The following is a 25,224-nucleotide window of genomic DNA, read 5'->3' on the forward strand; positions in this document are numbered from 1 at the left end:
AACGAATTACCGATTTCTGTCCCACTCTCTTTTTGCATTAGAAAAACTCCCCACGAATTGTGAGGAGTTATATAGTTAATAGAAATTAAACAATCCCTTGAGCGATCATAGCGTTTGCTACATTTTCAAAGGCTGCGATATTTGCACCTGCAAGGTAGTCAATTCCAAGACCGTAAGTTTCTGCAGTTGTTTTAGCTGTGTTGAAGATGTTAGTCATGATATCTTTCAAACGACCGTCAACTTCTTCACGTGTCCATGAAAGGCGAAGGCTGTTTTGGCTCATTTCAAGGGCAGATACAGCTACACCACCAGCATTGGCAGCTTTAGCAGGTCCATAAAGAAGGCCATTTTCTTTGTAGACTTTGATAGCATCAAGGTCACTAGGCATGTTGGCACCTTCAGATACACAGATAACGCCTTGAGCAACCAAGCGTTTCGCAGCTTCACCGTTGATTTCATTTTGAGTTGCACATGGAAGGGCAATATCATAGTTACCAGCGTAAGTCCATACAGAACCTTCGTAGTAGGTAGCAGTTGGTTTTTCTGCAGCGTACTCAGTCAAACGAGCACGGCGTTTATTCTTCACATCTGCCAATAGGTCGAAGTCGATACCATTTTCATCGATAACGTAACCGTTTGAGTCAGATACAGAGATAACAGTTGCACCAAGTTCAGTTGCTTTTTGAAGGGCAAATTGAGCTACGTTACCAGAACCAGAGATGACAACTTTCTTACCAGCAAAGCTATTGCCGTTTGCTTTAAGCATTTCTTCAGTGTAGTAAACCAATCCATAACCAGTTGCTTCTGGGCGAATCAAGCTACCACCAAATCCAAGAGGTTTACCAGTCAAGACACCAGCATCAAATTGGTTAAGGCGTTTGTATTGTCCGTAAAGGTAACCAATTTCACGTCCACCAACACCGATATCACCAGCAGGTACGTCAAGAGATGGTCCGATGTATTTTTGCAATTCAGTCATGAAGCTTTGGCAGAAGCGCATCACTTCAGCATCAGTTTTGCCTTTAGGATCGAAGTCTGATCCACCTTTACCACCACCGATTGGAAGTCCAGTCAAAACGTTTTTAAAGATTTGTTCAAATCCGAGGAATTTCAAAATCCCTTGGTTTACAGTTGGGTGGAAACGAAGTCCCCCTTTATATGGTCCAACAGCTGAGTTAAATTGAACACGGTAACCACGGTTAACTTGAACTTTTCCATGACGGTCAACCCAAGGAACACGGAAAGAAATCACACGCTCAGGCTCAGTGATACGAGCTAGGATATTTTCTTCGATATATTCAGGATGTTTTTCAAATACAGGTTCCAAGGTACTGAAGAATTCTTCAACCGCCTGGAGAAATTCAGCCTCGTGCCCATTACGAGCTTTTACAGTTTCAAAAACGCTTTGGATATATTCTTTAGCAGTTGTCATGTCATTCTCCTTTATTGTCATATTTTATTACGTGAGACATTATAGCAGAATTTTTTTCCAGTGTAAAGAAAAAAACGTTGAATTGTCAAAAGATTCATTCAATTTTTTAGTATGTATACTTAAACCTAGCAAAAAACGAACATTTATCAGAATTATTACTTTATTAAATAGAAAAAAATAAAGTATGGTATAATAATAGAAAGAAAAGGAATCTGGAGGATCAGAATCATGGTATCAACTAAAACGCAGATTGCTGGTTTTGAGTTTGACAATTGCTTGATGAATGCGGCTGGTGTGGCTTGCATGACCATAGAGGAGTTGGAAGGAGTTAAAAACTCAGCAGCAGGAACCTTTGTCACCAAGACAGCAACCTTGGAGTTTCGTCAGGGGAATCCTGAACCACGCTATCAAGATGTTCCACTTGGTTCTATAAACTCAATGGGGCTCCCAAATAATGGTTTAGATTATTACCTTGATTATCTTCTAGAATTACAGGAAAATGAACCTAACCGTACTTTCTTTCTCTCTTTAGTGGGAATGTCTCCAGAGGAAACTCATACCATCTTGAAAAAGGTTCAAGAAAGTGATTTCCGTGGTCTGACTGAGCTTAATCTTTCATGCCCAAATGTTCCAGGTAAACCTCAGATTGCCTATGATTTTGAAACAACCGATCGTATCCTGTCAGAAGTCTTTGAGTATTTCACAAAACCTCTTGGAATTAAGCTTCCACCTTATTTTGATATTGTTCACTTCGACCAGGCAGCAGAAATTTTCAACAAATACCCACTCAAGTTTGTCAATTGTGTCAACTCTATTGGAAATGGTCTTTATATAGAAGACGAGTCTGTCGTGATTCGTCCTAAGAACGGCTTTGGTGGAATTGGTGGAGAATACATTAAACCAACTGCCCTTGCCAATGTCCATGCCTTTTATCAACGCTTAAATCCTCAAATTCAAATCATCGGAACTGGTGGAGTATTAACGGGTCGTGATGCCTTTGAACATATCCTATGTGGTGCTAGCATGGTACAAGTAGGTACTACTCTTCATAAAGAAGGTGTAGGTGCTTTTGAGCGTATTACAAGGGAACTCAAAGAAATTATGTCGGAAAAAGGATACCAAAGCCTAGAGGATTTCCGCGGAAAATTGAATTATATGGATTAAAAAGAAACTAAATTAAAAAGAAAGGAGAATAAATGCTAGCCATAGAAGAAAGTCGAAAGCTATCCTTAGCGAACCTTCCTAGTTTGACCCTGTTTACAGGGGCTGATCAAGGACAGTACGACATCATGAAAGCACAAGTTCTAAAGCAAATCGGATACGATCCTGCAGATTTGAATTTTGCTTATTTTGATATGAAAGAAGTAGACTACAAAAGCTTGGAGCTAGAGTTGGTCAGTCTTCCTTTCTTTGCGGATGAAAAAATTGTGATCCTAGATCACTTTTTGGATATTACAACTGCTAAAAAACGCTATCTAACTGATGGTGAGCTCAAGGTCTTTGAAGACTATCTGGAAAATCCTGTAGCATCAAGTAAATTAGTAATCTTTGCTGAAGGCAAGTTAGATAGCAAGAGACGTTTGGTCAAATTACTCAAGAGGGATGCCAAGATTTTTGAAGCTCTTGAACCAAAAGAGCAAGAGATACGTGCTTATTTTCAAAAGTGGGCTCAAGAACAAGGACTAACTTTTGATGGAAAATCCTTTGAACAGTTACTTATCAAATCAGGTTTTCAATTCAGTGAAATTCAGAAAAATCTCCTCTTTTTGCAGTCATACAAGGCTGACAGTAACATCACTGAAGAGGATATTATTCAAGCTATCCCTAAAACCTTGCAGGATAATATCTTTGACTTAACTCAGCTTATTCTCGCTAAAAAGATTGATCAGGCGCGAGATTTGGTAAAAGATTTGACCTTGCAGGGTGAAGACGAGATCAAACTGATTGCCATTATGCTGGGGCAGTTTAGACTCTATACACAAGTCAAGATTTTGGCAGAGTCAGGTCAGACGGAGTCCCAGATGGTTAGCAGTTTAGGGCATTATCTTGGTCGTAATCCCAATCCTTACCAAATCAAGTTTGCCCTTCGAGATATGCGAGGCTTATCCTTGAATTTCTTGCAAGATTCTATTCGTTACCTGATCCAAACAGACTATCAAATTAAGACAGGAGTTTATGAAAAAAGCTACCTGTTTGAGAAGGCCTTATTACAGATTGCAAGTCAGTCAAATTGAGCAAATAACTTGAAAAAACGAGATGTTTACGTTATCATTTTTATATAGAAAGAAAAAGAGGTATTACAGATGGCTATTATCTTACCAGATCTTCCATACGCATACGACGCTTTGGAACCATACATCGATGCTGAAACAATGCATTTGCACCATGACAAACACCACCAAGCATATGTAAATAACGCTAATGCAGCTCTTGAAAAACACCCTGAAATCGGTGAAGACCTTGAAGCTTTGCTTGCAGATGTAGATTCTATCCCAGCTGATATCCGTCAAGCGCTTATCAACAATGGTGGTGGACACTTGAACCACGCTCTTTTCTGGGAATTGATGACTCCTGAAAAAACAGCTCCTTCAGCAGAACTTGCAGCAGCAATCGATGAAACTTTCGGTTCATTCGAAGAATTCCAAGCAGCCTTCACTGCAGCAGCAACAACTCGTTTTGGTTCTGGATGGGCTTGGTTGGTTGTTAACAAAGAAGGTAAGCTTGAAGTAACTTCAACAGCAAACCAAGACACACCAATCTCAGAAGGTAAAAAACCAATCTTGGGCTTGGACGTTTGGGAACATGCATATTATGTGAAATACCGTAACGTTCGTCCTGACTACATCAAAGCTTTCTTCTCAGTTATTAACTGGAATAAAGTAGACGAGCTTTACGCAGCAGCTAAATAATCGCATTTGATAACACCCCTTTTTAGTTGGATCTTGGGTCTAGCTTTAAAGGTGTTTTTTTGTTTGCCTTTTTTAGAAGTAAATGTCTCATGATTTTCCTTTGTTGGATAGGCTTTATTTATGGTATAATGATAAGATAGAAAACGAAGGAGAAATCATGAATATTCAACAATTACGCTATGTTGTAGCTATTGCTAATAGTGGTACTTTTCGTGAAGCAGCTGAGAAGATGTATGTTAGTCAACCCAGCCTATCTATCTCTGTCAGAGACTTGGAAAAGGAGCTTGGCTTTAAGATTTTCCGTAGAACCAGTTCAGGAACTTTCCTGACACGTCGAGGGATGGAATTTTATGAAAAGGCACAAGAGTTGGTTAAAGGATTTGATGTTTTCCAAAATCAGTATGCCAATCCTGAAGAGGAGAAAGATGAGTTTTCAATAGCAAGCCAGCATTATGACTTTTTACCACCGACTATTACGGCTTTTGCAAATCAGTATCCAGACTATAAGAATTTCCGTATTTTTGAATCTACAACTGTTCAGATTTTGGATGAAGTAGCCCAAGGACATAGTGAAATTGGAATTATCTACCTCAATAATCAAAACCAAAAGGGAATCATGCAACGGGTTGAAAAGTTAGGCCTTGAAGTGATTGAGTTGATTCCTTTCCAGACGCATATCTATCTGCGTGAAGGACATCCTTTAGCCAAGAAAAAAGAGTTGGTTATGGAGGATTTGGCAGATTTACCAACAGTTCGATTCACGCAAGAAAAGGATGAGTATCTTTATTACTCAGAGAACTTTGTAGATACAAGTGCTAGCTCTCAAATGTTTAATGTAACTGACCGCGCTACCTTAAATGGGATTCTTGAAAGAACTAATGCTTATGCGACTGGTTCTGGATTCTTAGATAGAGATAGCGTTAACGGGATCACCGTTATTCCACTAAATGATAATCTCAATAATCGCATGGTTTATGTGAAACGTGAAGAAGTAGAATTGAGCCAAGCAGGAACTTTATTTGTAGAGGTCATGCAAGAGTATTTTAGTCAGAAGAGGAAGTCATGAAAAAAAGAGGAATAGTAGCAGGAGTCATAGCAATCTTAATTGTGTTAGATCAATTGGTAAAGTCTTATGTCGTTCAGAATATTGCTCTTGGTGAAATTAAATCATGGATCCCAAATCTGGTCAGTTTGACCTATCTGCAAAATAGGGGGGCAGCCTTCTCCATTCTTCAAGATCAACAGTGGTTTTTTGCAGTAATAACTCTTGTAGTTATGGCAGGAGCTATCTGGTATTTGCATAAGCATATAGAGGATTCCCTCTGGACGGTATTTGGTTTAATGTTGATTATAGCAGGTGGTTTGGGTAACTTTATCGATCGCATCAGTCAAGGATTTGTCGTGGATATGTTCCACCTAGACTTTATCAATTTCGCGATTTTCAATGTAGCTGATAGCTATCTGACGGTCGGAGTGATTGTATTATTACTTGCAATGCTAAAAGAGGAAATGAATGGAAATTAAAATTGAAACAGGTGGACTACGCTTAGATAAGGCTTTGTCAGATTTGACAGAACTGTCGCGAAGTCTCGCCAATGAACAAATCAAATCAGGCCAAGTCTTGGTCAATGGTCAGGTCAAAAAAGCCAAGTATACGGTCCAAGAGGGGGATGTCATCACCTATCAAGTTCCCGAACCAGAGGTTTTAGAGTATGTAGCTGAAGATATTCCTTTAGAAATCATTTATCAGGATGAGGATGTAGCAGTAGTCAATAAACCTCAAGGGATGGTTGTTCATCCAAGCGCTGGCCATACCAGTGGTACCTTGGTGAATGCCCTTATGTATCATATCAAAGACTTATCAGGAATCAATGGTGTGCTGCGTCCAGGGATTGTCCATCGTATTGATAAAGATACATCTGGACTCTTGATGATTGCTAAAAACGATGAAGCCCATTTAGCACTAGCTCAAGAATTGAAGGACAAAAAGTCTCTTCGGAAATATTGGGCCATCGTTCATGGGAATCTTCCCAACGACCGTGGAGTCATTGAGGCACCGATTGGTCGTAGCGAAAAAGACCGTAAGAAACAAGCTGTGACTGCTAAAGGCAAACCAGCAGTGACCCGTTTTCAAGTCTTAGAACGTTTTGGTGATTATACATTGCTGGAATTGCAACTGGAAACAGGACGAACTCACCAAATCCGTGTACACATGGCTTATATCGGTCATCCAGTCGCTGGTGATGAGGTATATGGCCCTCGTAAAACCTTGAAAGGACATGGGCAATTTCTCCATGCCAAGACGCTTGGATTTACCCATCCAAGAACAGGTGAAACTATGGAATTTACTGCTGATATTCCAGATATCTTTAAAGAGACTTTGGAAAAACTTCGAAATAACTAAAAAAGAGGCTAGGACTTTTGTCCCAGCCTCTCAATTATCTTTGGATTGTCGATCAAGACGCAGTGGTTGAGTGGGCTCTTCTACGCTGATTTCATCAGCTTTTACAGCCCTACTCAACTGTGCGGAGGTGGGACGACGAAATCGAATTCTAACGAATTACCGATTTCTGTCCCACTCTCCTTTTTATTTGCGTTTTTTCTTAGCTTTTTTCATTTTATTGGCCATGCGTTTCATGGATTGCTTCATAGCAAATTCACCGATTTTACCCTTGAGACCTCCACCAAACATCTGGCTCATATCAGGCATTCCTGCTCCACCAAGAGCTGAAAGGTCAGGCATACCACCTTGTCCCATCATACCTTCAAGGGCAGACATATCCATACCCCCAGGCATATTTTTAGGAAGGTTGTTAGGGTTGATGCCCATCTGTTTCATCATCTTGTTCATGTCACCAGACATGACACCTTGCATGAGTTGTTTAGCTTGGTTAAAGTCTTTGATGAACTTGTTGACATCGATAAAGGTATTACCAGAACCAGCTGCAATACGACGACGACGGCTTGGAGTCAACAAATCTGGATTTTCACGTTCTTCTGGAGTCATAGATGAGACGATGGCACGTTTGCGAGCGATTTGTTTTTCATCCACCTTCATATTTTGAAGGGCAGGATTGTTGGCCATACCTGGAATCATCTTGAGCAAATCTTCCATTGGCCCCATATTTTGCACCTGATCCAACTGGTCGATGAAATCGTTGAAATCAAAGGTGTTTTCCCGCATTTTTTCAGCCATTTCAAGGGCTTTTTGCTCATCATACTCTTGGGAAGCTTTCTCAATCAGAGTCAGCATATCCCCCATACCGAGAATACGGCTGGCCATGCGGTCTGGGTGGAAGGTTTCAATGTCGGTAATTTTTTCACCAGTACCAGTGAACTTGATTGGTTTTCCAGTGATGTGACGAACAGAAAGGGCCGCACCACCACGAGTATCACCATCAATCTTTGTCAGGATAACGCCAGTGACTTCTAGTTGAGCGTTAAATTCACGCGCAACGTTTGCAGCTTCCTGACCGATCATGGCATCGATGACCAAGAGAATCTCATTTGGTTGAGCAAGTGCTTTTACATCACGTAGCTCATTCATGAGAAGTTCGTCAATTTGCAAACGACCTGCCGTATCGATCAAAACATAGTCGTTATGGTTAGCTTTAGCTTGCTCCAAACCTTGGCGAACAATCTCAACTGCAGGAACTTCAGTACCAAGAGCAAAGACAGGTACATCAATTTGTTGTCCCAGTGTTTTCAATTGGTCGATAGCAGCAGGACGATAGATATCGGCCGCAATCATCAAAGGACGAGCATCCTCTTCCTTTTTAAGTTTGTTAGCAAGTTTACCTGCAAAAGTTGTTTTACCAGCCCCCTGCAAACCGACCATCATGATAATAGTTGGGATTTTTGGTGACTTGATAATCTCAGCTGTGTCCGAACCAAGGACTTCTGTCAATTCTTCATTGACAATCTTGATGATTTGTTGGGCTGGATTGAGGGTATCAATCACTTCATGTCCGACGGCACGTTCACGAACCTTCTTGATAAAATCCTTGACAACTGGCAGAGCAACATCGGCTTCTAAAAGAGCTAGACGAATTTCCTTGGTTGCTTCTTGGATATCGCTCTCTGTAATTTTTCCTTTTTTACGTAGGTTTTTAAAGACGTTCTGCAAACGTTCTGTTAAATTTTCAAATGCCATTATTTTCTCCTATTTTTTCAATTCAGTGGAAATCGTCCGAAATGTTGCAAACTCTCTAGTTCTTCGGTTGTGACTTCTTTCATGATTTCATTTGGATATCCCCAACAGCTAAATCCTTCTTTAAGGGCTTGAGGAATAGAATCAGGTGAGAGAATTTGTAGTCTTGTAGGAAATGGTTCCTCTGCAGCTAATAGTTTGCAAGGTATTCCTTTATAGACAACAAGATTTTCCATGATTACTCCCTATTATCAATACTGGTCAAAATCTCAATTTGCTCTTGTAGAAAAGCATCCTCTGGATAACGCTCTAAGATCTGATCAAAAATCTGACTGCGGACAATGTAGTCAGAGTACATATGGAGCTTCATCTCATAGTCTTCCAGAATCTTTTCAGTTCGTTTGATATTATCATAAACGGCCTGGCGACTGACACCGAATTCTTCAGCGATTTCAGCTAAACTATAGTCGTCTGCATAGTAGAGTTCGATATAGTTCATCTGTTTATCAGTTAAAAGAGCTGCATAAAATTCAAACAGAGCATTCATTCGATTGGTTTTTTCAATTTCCATAAGATTTATTATACCAAAAAAAAGCCCAATTCGCTAGCTAGGGGCTGATTTTAGCTAGAAGTTAGAAAATGAGCTTTTCACTGTTCTTTTCTGACTATGAAGCCTTTTTTTGATATAATGGATAGGATTATAATGATTTAGAAAGAGGTAGTCATGAAAGAATTAGAATCAGTGTTACAAGCCCGTTTTGAGCTTGTTTTTACAGATAAAAGCTTACTTGAAACAGCTTTTACCCACACTAGTTACGCCAATGAGCACCGCCTCTTAAAAATTTCACACAACGAACGCTTGGAATTTTTAGGAGACGCTGTTCTGCAATTATTAATTTCAGAATATCTGTTTAAAAAATACCCTAAAAAACCAGAAGGGGACTTGTCAAAACTCCGTGCTATGATTGTCCGTGAGGAGAGTTTGGCTGGTTTTGCCCGTGATTGTCAGTTTGACCAGTTTATCAAGCTTGGCAAGGGGGAGGAAAAGTCTGGGGGTCGTAACCGAGACACGATCTTGGGCGACGCCTTTGAAGCCTTTTTGGGTGCTCTGCTTTTAGATAAGGATCTACTTACGGTAAAAGAGTTTATCTACCAGGTCATGATACCGAAGGTTGAAGCTGGCGATTTTGAGATGATTAAAGACTACAAGACTCACCTCCAAGAATTACTTCAAGTCAATGGTGATGTCGATATTCGTTATCAGGTAATTTCAGAAATTGGACCCGCCCACGATAAGATGTTTGAGGTTGAAGTCCTTGTTGAGGGGCAAAGTTTAGGTTCTGGTCAAGGACGCTCCAAAAAATTAGCAGAGCAGGAAGCCGCAAAAAATGCAGTTGAGGAAGGACTGGATTCATGTATTTAAAAGAAATTGAAATCCAAGGCTTTAAGTCCTTTGCTGATAAGACCAAAGTTCTTTTTGACCAAGGGGTGACGGCGGTTGTAGGACCAAATGGCTCTGGGAAATCAAATATCACTGAAAGCCTCCGTTGGGCACTTGGTGAATCTAGTGTAAAGAGTCTTCGTGGCGGGAAGATGCCTGATGTCATCTTTGCAGGAACAGAAAGTCGGAAGCCTCTAAACTACGCTTCTGTTATTGTTACTTTGGATAACCAAGATGGCTTTATCAAGGATGCAGGCCAGGAAATCAAGGTGGAGCGTCACATCTATCGTACTGGAGACAGTGAATACAAGATTGACGGTAAAAAAGTTCGTCTTCGTGATATTCATGACCTTTTCTTGGATACTGGACTTGGGCGCGATTCCTTCTCTATTATTTCCCAAGGGAAGGTCGAAGAAATCTTTAACTCCAAACCTGAGGAACGCCGCGCTATTTTTGAAGAAGCGGCCGGAGTTTTAAAATATAAAACTCGTCGCAAAGAGACGGAAAGTAAACTGCAACAAACTCAAGACAATCTAGACCGCTTGGAAGATATCATTTATGAGTTAGATAATCAAATCAAACCATTAGAAAAGCAAGCAGCAACAGCTCGTAAATTTATGAACTTGGACGGTCAGCGTAAAGCCATCTACTTAGATGTTTTAGTTGCACAAATTCAAGCCAATAAGACTGAATTGGATGTGACAGAAGAAGAATTAAACCAAGTCCAAGAACTGTTGACTAGTTATTATCAAAAACGTCAAGACTTAGAAGAAGAGAACCAAAGTCTCAAAAAGAAACGTCATGATTTGCAGGCTGAGATGGCAAAAGACCAGTCAAGCTTGATGGATTTGACTGCTTTAATCAGTGATTTGGAACGTAAGTTGGCCTTGTCTAAACTGGAGACTGAGCAGGTTGCTCTCAATCAACAAGAGGCACAGGCTCGTTTGGCTAGTTTGGACGAAAAGAGAAATGTTCTCATTCAAGAGAAGGAAGAAAAAGAAATAAATCTCAGTCAGTTAGAAGAAAATCTAGCAGTCAATACCAAGGAGCTCAATCGTTTAGAAGCTGAGTTGTTAGCTTTTTCTGATGATCCAGACCAAATGATTGAGCAATTGCGTGAACGTTTCGTTGCCCTTTTACAAGAAGAAGCTGATGTGTCTAACCAGCTGACACGTATTGAAAATGACCTTGAAAATAGTCGCCAACAGACTCAAAAGCAAGAAGAACAATTGGAGTCCTTGAAGGAACAATTAGCTTCTGCTAAGTCTAAGGCAAGTGAACAAGAGGCTGATCTAAAATCAGCAAAAGAAAAAGTACAGACCTTACTTGCTGACTATCAGACGCATGCTAAACAGGAAGAAGAACAAAAGCAGGCTTATCAAAGTCAGCAAAATCAACTTTTTGACCGCTTGGATAGTCTGAAAAACAAGCAGGCCAAGGCGCAAAGTTTGGAAAACATTCTTAAAAACCATAGTAATTTCTATGCAGGTGTTAAGAGTGTCTTACAAGAGAAAAATCGCCTAGGAGGTATTGTTGGAGCTGTTAGTGAACATTTAACCTTTGCTGTTCGTTATCAGACAGCACTTGAAATTGCCCTTGGTGCAAGTAGCCAACATATCATCGTTGAAGATGAACAGGCAGCGACTAAGGCTATCGACTTCCTTAAACGAAATCGAACTGGTCGTGCGACTTTCCTGCCTTTGACAACTATTAAGGCTCGTAGCATTTCAGGTCAGAATCAAGATGTGATTGCCTCAAGTCCTGGTTTTCTTGGTATGGCAGATGAACTGGTTACCTTTGATGCCCAGCATGAAGCTATTTTTAAAAACTTGCTAGCTACAACAGCAATCTTTGATACGGTTGAGCATGCGCGTGATGCAGCTCGTAAGGTGCGCTATCAGGTTCGAATGGTAACGCTAGATGGTACAGAATTGCGAACAGGTGGTTCTTATGCTGGTGGTGCCAATCGTCAAAATAACAGCATTTTTATCAAGCCTGAATTAGAACAGTTGCAAAAAGAGATTGCTCAAGAAGAAAAGCTTCTTAGTCAGGAAGAAGAAAAACTGAAAACAGTTCAAGAAAACTTAGCTACCCTCACTCAGACTTTGGAAACTATTAAGTCTCAAGGAGAGCAAGCTCGTATAGAGGAGCAGGGCTTATATCTTGCTTATCAACAAACTTGCCAGCAAGTCGAAGAACTCGAAACACTTCTAGAACTTCAGGAAAAAGAATTAAACAATCTCAGAGGTGGAGATTGGCAAGCTGAAAAAGAAAAATGCCAAGAACGTCTTTCGCTCATTGCAACTGAAAAGCAAAAGCTTGAATCAGAAATTGAAGAAATCAAGTCTAATAAAAATGCTATTCAGGAACGTTACCAAAACTTGCAGGATAAACTTTCCCAAGAACGTCTGCTCAAAACAGAAATGATAGGACAAAAACGTTACGAAGTTGCAGATATTGAACGGATTAACAAAGAACTTGAGAACCTCAATATCGAGCAAGATGAAATCGAACGTCTTCTCCAAGAAAAGGTAGACAATCTTGAAAAAGTTGATACAGAACTTTTGACCAAGCAGGAAGCAGAAGCCAAGAGTCAGAAGGAAGAAATTCAACAAGGGCTCATTCGCAAGCAGTTTGAACTGGATGATATTGAAGGACAGTTGGATGATATTGCAAGTCATTTAGAACAAGCTCGTCAGCAAAATGAAGAATGGATTCGTAAGCATACACGAGCGGAAGCAACCAAAGAAAAAATTACGGACCGCCTTCGTTATCTTCAAGGTCAACTGACTGAAGAATATCAGATTAGCTATACGGAAGCTTTAGAACAAGCCAATACCTTAGAAGATTTGGCTGTCGCTGAACAAGAGGTCAAGGATTTAGAAAAATCCATCCGTTCACTTGGTCCAGTCAATCTGGATGCCATTGAACAGTTTGACGAAGTTCACGAACGCTTGGAATTCTTAAATAGTCAGCGTGATGACATTCTTTCAGCTAAAAATCTTCTTCTTGAAACCATTACAGAAATGAATGATGAAGTAAAGGAACGCTTTAAATCAACCTTTGAAGCGATTCGTGAATCCTTCAAAGTGACCTTCAAGCAGATGTTTGGTGGTGGTCAAGCGGACCTAATCCTGACCGAGGGAGATTTATTGACAGCAGGTGTTGAAATCTCTGTTCAACCGCCAGGTAAGAAAATCCAATCTCTCAACCTCATGAGTGGTGGAGAGAAGGCCTTGTCAGCTCTTGCATTGCTCTTCTCAATCATTCGTGTCAAGACCATTCCATTTGTTATTTTGGATGAAGTAGAGGCTGCACTCGATGAAGCTAACGTTAAACGCTTTGGGGATTATCTTAACCGATTTGACAAGGATAGCCAGTTTATCGTTGTTACCCACCGTAAGGGAACCATGGCTGCCGCAGACTCTATCTATGGGGTGACCATGCAAGAATCTGGTGTCTCTAAGATTGTTTCTGTTAAACTAAAAGATTTAGAGAATATGGATGCTTAGTTTGTTTTCGATACAACATTTCAAGCTAAAGTCTTTAGAATGACCTTCAAGAAGTCGGAGGGTTACAAAAATAAATTGAGGAGCTTATATGGATTTTGACCTATTCCTAATGATCTGTAATTATATTGGGACTATAGCCTTCGCGGCTTCAGGAGCCATCAAAGGATTTGGTAAACGTTTAGATATTTTTGGAATTAGTTTATTGGCAATTGTAACGGCAGTAGGCGGTGGAATTTTGAGAGATTCTATTATCAGTCGTTTTCCTTCCTCTCTTGCTGATCCCAGCCCGATTTATCTTGCAATACTAGTGGCTGTGATTATGTATGCCTTTGTGACATCCAAACAAGCCAATGCTAGTCAAGAAAAAAAATTCTACAAGTGGCTTAGAGAAGCCTATCTCATCTTTGACTCCATTGGCTTGATTATCTTCTCTCTAATCGGAGCTACAGCCTTAGCTGATAGTAAATTGAACTTGATGTCTGCAGGGATTTTGGCCTGTTTAACGGGAGCAGGTGGGGGGATCATCCGAGACCTTTTGATTAACGAAGTTCCAAGTGTCCTAAAAGAAGATATCTATGCCCTTCTATCTTTCGTAATTGGAGTTATTTATTATTGGTTAACCTTTGTGTTCCATTTTCCAAGAATCAGTGTATTTATTATTCTTTCGATTGTTGGATTTGTGATTCGACTTTGTATTATTAAGTTCAAGCTCTCTTTGCCAAATATGGATAAGAGAACCTTGAATTGATGAATGGCTGAAAGTTTGATTCTAAACCCGTAAATAAGTTTAAAATAGTCATTTTATCAGCGTCTAATCTCATGTGGATTAGGCGTTATTTTTTTGCAAATACGGGAAATTAATGATGTAAAGATTAATTTTTGCTAATATATTTGTAATTTAGAATAAGGTAGGAATAGCAATGAGTAATTTGAAACATTCAGTTGATTTTATTAAAGAAATAGAGAAATTAAAGTCAGTAACAAGATTTAATAGAACTCTTGATGGCAGATTTGAAAATAGTGCCGAGCATTCCTGGCAGGGTGCCATAGCTGCGATGGTTCTTCAAGATTATTATCCTGAAAAATTGAATATGGAAAAAGTGATTCCTATGTTATTGATTCATGATTTAGGTGAGATTTATGCCGGAGATACTTGGGTTTTTGATGATGAAAAAAAGGTTCATTCTCATGATAGAGAGTTAGAATCTATAGAAAAAACAATGAGCCTCCTTCCAGAAGAAAAATATTTACAAATGAAAAATTCGTGGTTGGAATTTGAAAAAGGGGCAGAGTGCTGAAGCAAGATATGCAAGAGTGATCGACGCCTTGGTACCGCTGATTAATCACTTGGAAGTGTCAGAATTCAATTATAATCCTGATAATATCAGTGCAGACATGGTATTAGAAAAGAAAAAGTTCATAAAAAGTGAATCGGAAGAATTATGGAAACTGACGGAAAACTTGATTCAGGAAAGTGTGGAAAAGGGCTTATATTTTTAATAACAGTTAGCCTAATAGAAGATAGAATTTTAACTGGAGAATGGAAATATATATGATTAAACTTGTCACAACTGAAATCGGAATAAGGAAATTGATACAATAAAATACAAAGACAGCCTTGGAATAAGCTATTTCCAAGGCTTTTTAGCTATCTATAGATATAAGGAAAAAGTTGTTAGAGTAGATGATTTTTATTAGATACCCTTGATTATACCGTAGAGAATATTAGTCAAATAAAATTGTTTTGTTTTCACTAATGCATTTCTTATTATCATCCCAATAGTTAATACTTTCAAAGCTTCCTTTTCTTAAATAAAGTGGTAGCCTTTTTCTTATTTCATCTTGCATTGGTATTTTATCAATATCTTTTAGATTCCACCATTTTGGCTCTCCTTCAGCAGATATACTTAGTTCACCAGTAAACTGAGTACATAAAAAGTCATAGAAGACAAATCTCTCATTACCAATTGAATTAGTAAAGCCTGAAATTCCTTTTAATTCAAGATTTAATGCAGTGAGTCCAGTCTCTTCCTTAAGTTCCCGTAATGCGGCTTCAAAAAAACTTTCAGGGAATTCAACTTTTCCCCCCGGTGGAATCCAACCAGGAAAATTATCGTGCTGTCTATTAAGTAATAAAATTTCTTGATTTTTCAAAACGCAAATATTAACCCAGTTTTTGATTTTTTCAGTCATATTATTAACCTCCAACAAGTATTTTTTCATATGCAAGATTATATGTCAAGAACTATATGCTCTTTATGATTGTGACAAATGTATCTCAGCCAAAGATTGATAATTTTTACGCAATAGCTGATGAACTCTCAGAATAGACTTCAATCAAGAACTTTGGAAGAAAAGTGTTGAGAGGTTGGATATAAAAGAAGGTAAGCAAATCAGCCTGGCCTTTAAATTGGCCCTACGGATTGATTTTTAGTATACTAAGGTGTGTCAATTCAGCACGTCTTTTTTTACTTTTTCTATGGTATAATAGAAGGTAGATTTATTAATTGGAGTATGAAGAATATTATGATTAAATTAGTAGCAACGGATATGGACGGTACTTTTTTGGATGGTGCCGGTCAATTTGATATGGAGCGTCTGAAAAAGTTGCTCCATTCTTATCAAGAAAAAGGAATCTACTTTGCTGTTGCATCTGGTCGTGGGCTTTTGTCACTTGAAAAGCATTTTGCGGATGTTAAAGATGAGATTATTTTCATTGCTGAAAATGGGAGTCTCGTTCGTTTCCATGGAGAGGACCTTTATGAAGCAACCATGCCTCGTGATTTTTACCTATCAACATTTGAAAAGCTAAAGACTTCACCATATTTTGATGAGAAAAAGATGCTCTTGACCGGTAAGAAGGCTTGCTATGTCTTAGATACAGTAGATGAAATCTATCTTATGTTTAGCCATCATTACAATGAAAATATCAAAAAAGTAGCCAGACTAGAAGATATTACCGATGAGATTTTCAAATTCACAACTAACTTTACTGAAGAAACGGTTGACGCTGGAGAAGCTTGGGTCAATGAACATGTTCCTGGAGTCAAGGCTATGACGACAGGCTTTGAATCCATTGACATCGTTTTAGACCATGTTGACAAGGGAGTTGCTATTGTTGAATTGGCTAAGAAATTGAATCTAGATATGGATCAAGTGATGGCCTTTGGTGATAATCTAAATGATCTTCACATGATGCAAGTGGTTGGGCACCCAGTGGCACCTGAAAATGCACGTCCAGAGATTTTAGAATTAGCTGAAACTGTTATTGGACACCACAAGGACCAATCAGTTATCGCTTATATGGAGGAATTGTAATGGCAGATATTAAATTAATTGCTTTGGACTTAGATGGAACCTTGCTGACGACAGACAAGAAATTGACGGATCGTACCAAGGCAACTTTAAAGGCTGCGCGTGATCAGGGTGTCAAAGTGGTACTAACAACTGGGCGTCCCCTCAAAGCTATGGATTTCTTCCTCAAAGAGCTCGGAACAGACGGTCATGAGGATGAATATACCATTACTTTTAATGGAGGATTGGTTCAGAAAAATACAGGTGAAATCCTCGATAAGACAGTATTCTCTATTGATGATGTGACACGTATTTACGAGGAAACTGAAAAACTAGGCATTCCTTTAGATGCCATTTCAGAAGGTACAGTTTACCAAATCCAATCAGATCAAGAAAGTCTTTACGCCAAGTTTAACCCTGTTTTAAACTTTGTTCCAATTGACTTTGAAGATTTGTCTAGTCAAATGACCTACAACAAATGTGTGACCGCTTTTGCTCAAGAACCACTGGATGCCGCAATTGCTAATATTTCACCAGACTTGTTTAACAATTATGAAATTTTTAAATCTCGCGACATGCTTTTGGAATGGTCACCAAAGAACGTTCATAAGGCTACTGGATTAGCTAAATTGATCGACTATCTAGGAATTGACCAAAGTCAAGTGATGGCTTGTGGAGATGAGGCCAATGACCTTTCCATGATTGAATGGGCAGGACTCGGTGTTGCTATGCAAAATGCTGTGCCTGAGGTCAAGGAAGTTGCAAATGTAGTAACCCCTATGACCAATGACGAGGAAGCTGTTGCCTGGGCCATTGAAAAATATGTACTGAAGGAGAACTAAGAATGGGATTATTTGACCGTTTATTTGGGAGAAAAGAAGAACCAAAAATCGAAGAAGTCGTTAAAGAAGCTTTGGAAAACCTTGATTTATCGGATGATAGCCAGCAAACTGAGTCGCTAGAATCTGAAAATATCGAGGTCAAAGAGCAAGATGGGACTGTCGTAGTCGAAGAAAATGATGAAGGCTTATTTGAAGCAGAGGTTGACGAAGAAACTATTGTCGAATCAGTTGACGAAGTGAAGGTTTCTCAAGAAGAGTTAAATCAAGTCCAAGAAGCAGATAGTCCTCAAGAGGAATCGACTCATGTTGAAAAAATTCCTTCAAATGATAGTGACAACGAAGAAACTGTTCAGCCTCAATCAGACGAAGCAGAAACAGAGTTTTCTGAAGAAGAGGAAGAAGATCTAGTAATCGAAGAAATTCCTCAAGTTCAAGAGACTGTACAGGAAAAATATGACCGTAGTCTCAAGAAAACTCGTACGGGCTTTGGAGCTCGTTTGAATGCTTTCTTTGCTAACTTCCGCTCTGTTGATGAAGAATTCTTCGAAGAACTTGAAGAACTCTTAATCATGAGTGACGTTGGTGTACAGGTAGCTTCAAATCTCACTGAAGAATTGCGCTATGAAGCAAAACTTGAAAATGCCAAGAAACCAGATGTTCTCCGTCGTGTGATCATCGAAAAATTGGTAGAGCTTTACGAAAAAGATGGACAATACAATGAAAGCATTAACTTCCAAGATGGTTTGACAGTCATGCTCTTTGTAGGTGTTAATGGTGTCGGGAAAACAACTTCAATCGGTAAATTAGCTCACCGCTACAAACAAGCTGGCAAGAAAGTCATGCTTGTTGCTGCAGATACCTTCCGTGCTGGTGCGGTAGCTCAGCTAGCAGAATGGGGTCGTCGTGTAGATGTTCCTGTGGTTACTGGACCTGAAAAAGCAGATCCAGCTAGTGTTGTCTTTGATGGGATGGAACGTGCAGTAGCAGAAGGTGTTGACATTTTGATGATTGATACAGCTGGCCGTTTACAAAACAAGGAAAACTTGATGGCAGAGTTGGAAAAAATTGGTCGTATCATTAAACGTGTCGTGCCAGAAGCTCCGCATGAAACCTTCCTAGCTTTGGATGCTTCAACAGGACAAAACGCTCTTGTTCAAGCCAAGGAATTTTCAAAAATTACCCCTGTTACAGGAATTGTCTTAACCAAGATTGATGGAACTGCCCGAGGTGGTGTTGTTCTGGCTATCCGTGAGGAACTCAATATTCCTGTTAAGTTGATTGGTTTTGGTGAAAAAATCGATGATATCGGTGAGTTTAACTCTGAAAACTTTATGAAGGGCCTTCTAGAAGGTTTGATATAAAAAAATATCCTGCAAGAATTCTTGCAGGATATTTTTTTCTATTCTAAACGACCATCTTTACGATAGGCGATATCTGGTTGCCAAGTCCACTCAGCACCGTATTTTTCAAGGAGATCAAAGCTAGCTTGAGGTCCCATGCTACCAGCCTTGTAGTCATGAAGTGGAGCCCCGTTTTCAGCCCAAAGCTTCTCAATACGGTCAATCAATTTCCATGAGGCACTCACTTCATCCCAGTGGCTAAAGTTAGTTGAATTATTGTTCAAAACATCATAGATGAGTTTTTCATATGGATCTGGTGAAGCACCTGTTGCAGTTGCATCTGTTCTGTAATCAAGCGAATTAGGTGCAAGCTTAAACTCTTCACCAACCTCTTTACCGTTTAGGCTAAGTGAGAATCCTTCTGTTGGTTGGATGTAGATTGTCAAAATATTTGGTGCTAGAGGTTGATCAAAGATTGAATCCATTTGTTTGAAGACAATGTTCACGTGTGTTCCTTTTTCAGTTAGGCGTTTACCTGTACGGAAGAAGAAAGGTACATCACGGAAGCGGTCGGTATCTACAAAGAAGGCACCTGAAGCAAAGGTTTCTGTCATTGATTCGGGATTGACATTTGGTTCGCTACGGTAAGAGATGTATTTCATGCCATCAACTTTACCAGAACGATATTGACCACGGATGAAGTGCTCTTTAAGTTCCTCGTCTGTAGGGTGGTAAAGGTTCTTGAAGACCTTGATTTTCTCTGCGCGAATGTCATCCTTTGTAAAGCTAGCAGGCTTGTCCATAGCAAGGAGGGAGAGAAGCTGCAGTGTATGGTTTTGCACCATGTCACGAAGGGCACCTGACTCATCATAGTAGCCTCCACGTTCTTCAACACCTAGACGTTCTGCAAAGGTAATTTGAACATTATCAATGTGTTCACGATTCCAAACATTTTCAAAAATCATATTAGCAAAACGAATGGCAAATATGCTTTGAATCATTTCCTTGCCAAGATAGTGGTCGATACGATAGATTTGCTCTTCGTTAAAAGTAGCTAGGAGTTCTTCGTTTAATTTGCTTGCAGTCTCATAGTCGGTTCCAAAAGGTTTCTCAACGATCAAACGTTCAAAGCCTTTACCATCAACAATTTGCTCTGATTTGAGGTGTTTAGCGATGGTACCAAAGAACTGAGGTGCCATTGAGAGAAAGAAGAGTTTGTTGTGCTCAGTCTGATATTTTTCGTTTAATTCAGCCTGAAGTTTACGTAATTCGATGTAGTGCTCAGTGTCATTAACATCGTGACTTTGATAGTAAAAATGACTCGCAAATGCTTGAGCTTCTTCCACACTATCTGCCAAATCTAAAATAGACTCGACAACGACAGATTCGAAATACTCCTTACTCCAAGGTCTACGAGCAGTTCCAATAACAGCAAAATGATCAGAAAGATTACCTGATTTATAAAGTCTAAAAAGTGAAGGGTAGAGCTTACGTTTGGCCAAATCCCCACTTGCACCGAAAATTGTAACAATAACTTTTGATGACATCTAGCTACCTAATTTCTATTTTGTTTCCTAGTTAAACTAGGCATGAGGAGTCCCCATTTTTCATATCCTTTATTTTATCATAATTTTCAAAAAAATCCAAAAATCCAATACGTCTATACTAAGAGGTTAGGCAAAACTCAATTTCATACTCTTCGAAAATCTCTTCAAACCACGTCAGCGTCGCCTTACCGTATATATGTTACTGACTTCGTCAGTTCTATCTACAACCTCAAAGCAGTGCTTTGAGCAACCTGCGGCTAGCTTCCTAGTTTGCTCTTTGATTTTCATTGAGTATTAGGAGAAACCGAAGTAAATCTTTCCACAATAAAACGCATAATATCAAGTTTTTTATACATGATACAATGCGTTTTTTTGATTATAAAGACTTTTAACCCTGTCTCTAGGCGTTTAGAACCTTGTCTAAAAATTCTTTAAGACGCGGATGTTGTGGGTTATCAAAGATTTGATCAGGTGTTCCGTCCTCGAGGAATTCACCGTCAGCAGTAAAGATAACACGATTGGCAACCTTGCGGGCAAATCCCATTTCGTGGGTTACGATGATCATAGTCATGCCTTGTTCAGCCAATTCCTTCATAACGTTAAGAACGTCGCCGACCATCTCAGGGTCAAGGGCAGAAGTGGGTTCGTCAAAGAGCATGATATCAGGGTTCATGGCTAGACCGCGAGCGATAGCCACACGTTGTTTTTGTCCACCTGACAGACTTTCAGGATTTGCATTAGCCTTATCAGCCAATCCAACTTTTTCAAGGAGTTCCATTCCCAATTTTTCAGCTTCAGCCTTAGTCATCAACTTATGCTCTACTGGAGCGAAAGTGATGTTTTCCAATACAGTCATGTGTGGGAAAAGATTGAAGTGCTGGAAGACCATACCGATATTTTCACGAACGTGGTCCACGTTGGTTGCTTTATCCGTCAAATCATAACCATTAACCGTGATATGACCTTTTGTACCTTCCTCAAGGAGATTCAAGCTACGCAAGAAAGTTGATTTACCTGAACCAGAAGGTCCAATGATACAAACAACATCTCCTTCGTAGAATTTTGCTGAGATTCCTTTAAGGACTTTGTTTTTACCATATTGTTTATGTAAATTATCAACATCGATTTTTAATTTAGCCATTATTGAATCCTCTTTTCTAAGCGTTTTGCAAGTCTAGTAAGAAGAGTGATAATCACAAGATAGAAGACTGCGAGAATTGCATACATTTTGAAACTTTGGTAGTTACGTGCAATGATAATCTTACCAGTCTGGAAGAGCTCTACTAGCCCGATTGCAGATACAATAGTTGTATCTTTAAGTGCGATAACAAATTGGTTGACGAAGTTTGGAAGCATGAGTTTGGTTGCTTGCGGCAAGACAATCTTACGCATGGTTTTACTGTATGAGATTCCAAGACTTCGACTGGCTTCCATTTGTCCTATAGGAACAGCCTTAATACCACCACGAACAATTTCAGCGATGTAGGCAGCTGAGTTTAGGGAGAGGGCAATCGTACCAGCGACAAAGTCGTTGATTGGGCTTTGTTGGCCTGTAAGGGATTCGATAAAGTTTGGAATTCCCCAGAAGATGAAGGCTGCAAGAATCATCAATGGAATACCACGGATAACGTCAACGAAAATCTCAGAGATTACACGAAGAGATTTGTAGGGGCTAACACTAAACATACCGAAGATAATCCCGATAACAATGGCAATTGCAAAGGAAATCAAAGCTAGAGAAAGGGTAATTCCAAGTCCACTTAGGAGTTGTTTGTAGTTGTTTTTCAACAAGCCCCAGATAGTAGTTTCGTCAACTGTATTTGTAGAAGTAGTTGTTGCTCCGCTTGCTAGATACTTGTCAAGAATTTTTTGGAATTCTCCATTAGCTTTGAGGTTGGCAAGTCCCTTATTAAACATTTCGATCAATTCAGGATTACTTCCCTTTTTAACTGCAAAGGCAGTTTCTCCAATCGGAGTTCCTTCGATAGGTGTTTTTAATTTTTGACCTTGGCTGATAGAATATTTAAGCACTGGTTCGTCATCCATGACGGCATCAATTGCACCAGTGTTGAGGCTGTCATACATTGATGCACCATCTGCAAAAGTTTTAATCTTGTAACCGTATTTGCTTTGGTTCTCCGTAAGGAAGGTTTGAGAAGCCGTCCCGTTTTTCACACCAACGGTCCTATCCTTGAGGTCCTCATAAGATGCAATCGTGCTTGACTCTTTAACACCGAGAATGGTATTAGCAGTGTAGTAGGAATCAGAGAAGTCAAAGGTAGATTTACGAGCATCCGTAACAGACATACCGGCAATGATACCGTCAGCTTGTCCAGATTGGACAGCGTTAATAGCAGCGTCAAAACCTGGGTTGGTGATTTCAATTTCAAAACCTTGGTTTTCAGCAATAGCCTTGATCAAGTCCATATCGATACCAGTGTACTGGTTACTTGAGTTTTGGAAGACAAAAGGTGCAAATGATGAATCACTCGCGATGACATACTTAGATTTTGTAGTGTCAGATTTTGCTACTCCAAGAGTGAAAATAGGTAACAAAATTAGTAAAAATGCTAGGATTTTTTTCTTCATGTTTAGTCTCCTTTTCAGAATATTTTCCAATTATAGCAGAAACTAGAAAATTTGGCAAATATTTAGTTTTTTATGTAAGAAAATATAACATCGTTTTAGAACTATTCAAAAGTTGAGAAGCAGTCAGTCCGTACTTTTTATGGTAAAATAGAAGGATAGAATATGTGTATGAGGCAATTATGATCAATAGAATTACAGACAACAAATTTAAACTCGTATCTAAATACCAACCGTCTGGGGATCAACCGCAGGCTATTGAGCAGTTGGTAGATAACATTGAGGGTGGAGAAAAGGCCCAAATCCTGATGGGGGCGACTGGTACAGGAAAGACCTATACCATGAGCCAGGTGATTTCCAAAGTTAATAAACCAACCCTAGTCATCGCCCACAATAAGACTCTTGCAGGTCAGCTCTATGGGGAGTTCAAAGAATTTTTCCCAGAAAATGCGGTTGAGTATTTCGTATCCTACTATGATTATTACCAGCCAGAAGCTTATGTGCCTTCAAGCGATACTTATATAGAAAAAGACAGTTCAGTCAATGATGAAATTGATAAACTTCGTCACTCAGCAACATCAGCTTTGTTGGAGCGTAATGATGTTATCATTGTGGCATCTGTTTCTTGTATCTATGGTTTGGGTTCGCCTAAGGAATACGCTGATAGTGTCGTTAGTCTCCGTCCAGGTCTTGAAATTTCTCGTGATAAACTCTTGAATGACTTGGTTGATATTCAGTTCGAACGCAATGACATTGATTTTCAGCGGGGAAGATTCCGTGTCCGTGGAGATGTGGTGGAGATTTTCCCAGCCTCTCGTGATGAGCATGCCTTTCGCGTAGAGTTTTTCGGCGATGAGATCGATCGCATCCGTGAAGTCGAAGCTCTAACTGGTCAAGTTCTGGGCGAAGTGGATCATTTGGCTATTTTTCCAGCTACTCACTTTGTGACCAATGATGACCATATGGAAGTAGCTATTGCTAAGATCGAGGCCGAGTTGGAGGAGCAGTTAGCTATCTTTGAGAAGGAAGGCAAACTCCTTGAAGCGCAACGCTTGAAACAACGAACAGAATACGATATTGAGATGCTTCGTGAGATGGGCTATACAAACGGAGTTGAAAACTACTCACGCCACATGGATGGACGGAGCGAAGGAGAGCCTCCATATACTCTTCTCGACTTCTTCCCAGATGATTTCCTGATTATGATTGATGAAAGCCACATGACCATGGGGCAAATCAAGGGCATGTACAATGGTGACCGTTCGCGTAAGGAGATGTTGGTTAATTATGGTTTCCGTTTGCCATCTGCCTTGGATAATCGTCCCCTTCGTCGTGAAGAGTTTGAAAGCCATGTCCACCAGATCGTCTATGTTTCAGCGACACCTGGAGATTATGAACATGAGCAGACTGAGACTGTTATTGAGCAAATCATTCGTCCAACTGGTCTTTTGGATCCAGAAGTTGAAGTCCGTCCAACTATGGGACAGATTGATGATTTGCTTGGCGAAATCAACGCCCGTGTTGAAAGGAATGAACGGACCTTTATTACAACCTTGACCAAGAAAATGGCTGAAGACTTGACTGACTACTTCAAAGAAATGGGGATTAAGGTCAAATACATGCACTCGGATATCAAGACTTTAGAGCGAACAGAGATTATCCGTGACCTGCGTTTGGGTGTTTTTGATGTCTTGGTAGGAATTAACCTCCTTCGTGAAGGGATTGACGTGCCTGAGGTAAGTTTGGTTGCCATTCTCGATGCCGACAAGGAAGGTTTCCTTCGTAATGAGCGTGGACTCATTCAGACCATCGGTCGTGCTGCCCGTAATAGCGAGGGGCACGTGATTATGTATGCAGACACTATGACTCAGTCTATGCAAAAAGCCATCGATGAAACGGCTCGCCGTCGTAAAATCCAGATGGCTTATAATGAAGAACACGGTATTATTCCACAAACGATTAAGAAGGAAATCCGTGACCTGATCTCTGTCACAAAAGTTGTGGCTAAAGAAGAGAACAAGGAAGTCGACATAAATAGCCTTAACAAACAAGAACGTAAAGAATTGGTCAAGAAACTAGAAAAACAAATGCAAGAAGCCGTCGAAGTGCTTGATTTTGAACTTGCAGCCCAGATTCGTGATATGATGTTGGAAGTGAAGGCGTTGGATTAG

At 39.8% G+C, this 25,224-nt stretch carries 21 protein-coding genes and 1 pseudogene; 14 read left to right on the plus strand and 8 right to left on the minus strand.

Going from position 1 to position 25,224, the window contains the following annotated elements:
* Positions 1-85: 85 nt before the first annotated feature.
* The gene (gdhA, locus tag HMPREF2987_RS03800; RefSeq protein WP_075229408.1) at positions 86-1,432 is read right to left on the minus strand and encodes an NADP-specific glutamate dehydrogenase; all 1,347 of its coding nucleotides are present in this window, start codon (positions 1,430-1,432) and stop codon (positions 86-88) included.
* 228 nt (positions 1,433-1,660) lie between these two features.
* On the opposite strand from gdhA, the gene HMPREF2987_RS03805 reads away from it, so the two are divergent.
* The 6 genes from HMPREF2987_RS03805 (at position 1,661) to HMPREF2987_RS03830 (ending at position 6,745) form a co-directional block, all read left to right on the plus strand.
* Positions 1,661-2,596 carry a dihydroorotate oxidase gene (locus tag HMPREF2987_RS03805; RefSeq protein ID WP_075229409.1) on the plus strand — a complete coding sequence of 312 codons (936 nt, stop codon included), beginning with the start codon at positions 1,661-1,663 and terminating at the stop codon, positions 2,594-2,596.
* A gap of 32 nt (positions 2,597-2,628) precedes the next feature.
* Positions 2,629-3,666 (plus strand): DNA polymerase III subunit delta, encoded by a 1,038-nt coding sequence (holA, locus tag HMPREF2987_RS03810; RefSeq protein ID WP_075229410.1) that lies wholly within the window; start codon positions 2,629-2,631, stop codon positions 3,664-3,666.
* 69 nt (positions 3,667-3,735) lie between these two features.
* Entirely contained in the window at positions 3,736-4,341 is a 606-nt protein-coding gene (sodA, locus tag HMPREF2987_RS03815) for a superoxide dismutase SodA (protein ID WP_075229411.1), read from the plus strand.
* 157 nt (positions 4,342-4,498) lie between these two features.
* Complete coding sequence (locus HMPREF2987_RS03820; RefSeq protein ID WP_075229412.1) at positions 4,499-5,407, plus strand: LysR family transcriptional regulator; 909 nt, start codon at positions 4,499-4,501, stop codon at positions 5,405-5,407.
* The gene (gene lspA, locus HMPREF2987_RS03825; protein WP_075229413.1) at positions 5,404-5,865 is read left to right on the plus strand and encodes a signal peptidase II; all 462 of its coding nucleotides are present in this window, start codon (positions 5,404-5,406) and stop codon (positions 5,863-5,865) included. Before HMPREF2987_RS03820 ends, lspA begins: the two co-directional genes overlap by 4 nt.
* Entirely contained in the window at positions 5,855-6,745 is an 891-nt protein-coding gene (locus tag HMPREF2987_RS03830; protein ID WP_075229414.1) for an RluA family pseudouridine synthase, read from the plus strand. Before lspA ends, HMPREF2987_RS03830 begins: the two co-directional genes overlap by 11 nt.
* Positions 6,746-6,928: 183 nt before the next feature.
* Here HMPREF2987_RS03830 and ffh read toward each other — a convergent pair whose 3' ends face one another.
* The 3 genes from ffh to HMPREF2987_RS03845 are packed head-to-tail and all read right to left on the minus strand — an operon-like array spanning position 6,929 to position 9,062.
* A complete protein-coding gene (gene ffh / locus HMPREF2987_RS03835) occupies positions 6,929-8,494 on the minus strand; it encodes a signal recognition particle protein (protein ID WP_075229415.1) in 1,566 nt (521 codons plus the stop codon).
* Positions 8,495-8,511: 17 nt separating this feature from the next.
* Positions 8,512-8,727: a hypothetical protein gene (locus HMPREF2987_RS03840; protein WP_049508835.1), complete on the minus strand. Its 216-nt coding sequence runs from the start codon at positions 8,725-8,727 to the stop codon at positions 8,512-8,514.
* A 2-nt stretch (positions 8,728-8,729) separates the two neighbouring features.
* The gene (locus HMPREF2987_RS03845) at positions 8,730-9,062 is read right to left on the minus strand and encodes a putative DNA-binding protein (RefSeq protein WP_000402062.1); all 333 of its coding nucleotides are present in this window, start codon (positions 9,060-9,062) and stop codon (positions 8,730-8,732) included.
* A gap of 153 nt (positions 9,063-9,215) precedes the next feature.
* Between HMPREF2987_RS03845 and rnc the strand changes: the two genes are divergently transcribed.
* The 4 genes and pseudogenes from rnc to HMPREF2987_RS03865 all read left to right on the plus strand — a co-directional run bounded on the left by rnc (position 9,216) and on the right by HMPREF2987_RS03865 (position 14,944).
* Complete coding sequence (rnc, locus tag HMPREF2987_RS03850) at positions 9,216-9,914, plus strand: ribonuclease III (RefSeq protein ID WP_075229416.1); 699 nt, start codon at positions 9,216-9,218, stop codon at positions 9,912-9,914.
* A complete protein-coding gene (smc, locus tag HMPREF2987_RS03855) occupies positions 9,905-13,444 on the plus strand; it encodes a chromosome segregation protein SMC (protein WP_075229417.1) in 3,540 nt (1,179 codons plus the stop codon). Before rnc ends, smc begins: the two co-directional genes overlap by 10 nt.
* Positions 13,445-13,532: 88 nt before the next feature.
* Complete coding sequence (locus tag HMPREF2987_RS03860) at positions 13,533-14,192, plus strand: trimeric intracellular cation channel family protein (protein ID WP_075229418.1); 660 nt, start codon at positions 13,533-13,535, stop codon at positions 14,190-14,192.
* 172 nt (positions 14,193-14,364) lie between these two features.
* Positions 14,365-14,944, plus strand: a pseudogene (locus tag HMPREF2987_RS03865) (HD family hydrolase).
* A 225-nt stretch (positions 14,945-15,169) separates the two neighbouring features.
* On the opposite strand, the gene HMPREF2987_RS03870 reads toward HMPREF2987_RS03865, so the two are convergent.
* Entirely contained in the window at positions 15,170-15,637 is a 468-nt protein-coding gene (locus HMPREF2987_RS03870; RefSeq protein WP_075229503.1) for an 8-oxo-dGTP diphosphatase, read from the minus strand.
* Between the two features lie 333 nt (positions 15,638-15,970).
* On the opposite strand from HMPREF2987_RS03870, the gene HMPREF2987_RS03875 reads away from it, so the two are divergent.
* The 3 genes from HMPREF2987_RS03875 to ftsY are packed head-to-tail and all read left to right on the plus strand — an operon-like array spanning position 15,971 to position 18,941.
* Positions 15,971-16,762, plus strand: coding sequence for a Cof-type HAD-IIB family hydrolase (locus tag HMPREF2987_RS03875; RefSeq protein ID WP_180364496.1), 792 nt, complete (start codon positions 15,971-15,973; stop codon positions 16,760-16,762).
* Positions 16,762-17,580 carry a Cof-type HAD-IIB family hydrolase gene (locus HMPREF2987_RS03880; RefSeq protein WP_075229419.1) on the plus strand — a complete coding sequence of 273 codons (819 nt, stop codon included), beginning with the start codon at positions 16,762-16,764 and terminating at the stop codon, positions 17,578-17,580. Before HMPREF2987_RS03875 ends, HMPREF2987_RS03880 begins: the two co-directional genes overlap by 1 nt.
* Positions 17,581-17,582: 2 nt before the next feature.
* Positions 17,583-18,941, plus strand: coding sequence for a signal recognition particle-docking protein FtsY (ftsY, locus tag HMPREF2987_RS03885; RefSeq protein WP_075229420.1), 1,359 nt, complete (start codon positions 17,583-17,585; stop codon positions 18,939-18,941).
* Positions 18,942-18,979: 38 nt separating this feature from the next.
* On the opposite strand, the gene zwf is transcribed toward ftsY, so the two are convergent.
* The 3 genes from zwf to HMPREF2987_RS03900 all read right to left on the minus strand — a co-directional run bounded on the left by zwf (position 18,980) and on the right by HMPREF2987_RS03900 (position 23,056).
* Positions 18,980-20,467, minus strand: a complete 1,488-nt coding sequence (gene zwf / locus HMPREF2987_RS03890; protein WP_075229421.1) for a glucose-6-phosphate dehydrogenase — start codon at positions 20,465-20,467, stop codon at positions 18,980-18,982.
* 400 nt (positions 20,468-20,867) lie between these two features.
* On the minus strand, positions 20,868-21,608 hold the full coding sequence (locus HMPREF2987_RS03895) for an amino acid ABC transporter ATP-binding protein (RefSeq protein ID WP_001096308.1): 741 nt from the start codon (positions 21,606-21,608) through the stop codon (positions 20,868-20,870).
* Complete coding sequence (locus tag HMPREF2987_RS03900; protein ID WP_083312409.1) at positions 21,608-23,056, minus strand: amino acid ABC transporter substrate-binding protein/permease; 1,449 nt, start codon at positions 23,054-23,056, stop codon at positions 21,608-21,610. Before HMPREF2987_RS03900 ends, HMPREF2987_RS03895 begins: the two co-directional genes overlap by 1 nt.
* A gap of 179 nt (positions 23,057-23,235) precedes the next feature.
* On the opposite strand from HMPREF2987_RS03900, the gene uvrB reads away from it, so the two are divergent.
* The gene (uvrB, locus tag HMPREF2987_RS03905) at positions 23,236-25,224 is read left to right on the plus strand and encodes an excinuclease ABC subunit UvrB (protein ID WP_075229422.1); all 1,989 of its coding nucleotides are present in this window, start codon (positions 23,236-23,238) and stop codon (positions 25,222-25,224) included.

This window comes from Streptococcus sp. HMSC067H01, from assembly GCF_001814775.1.
Lineage (GTDB): Bacteria > Bacillota > Bacilli > Lactobacillales > Streptococcaceae > Streptococcus.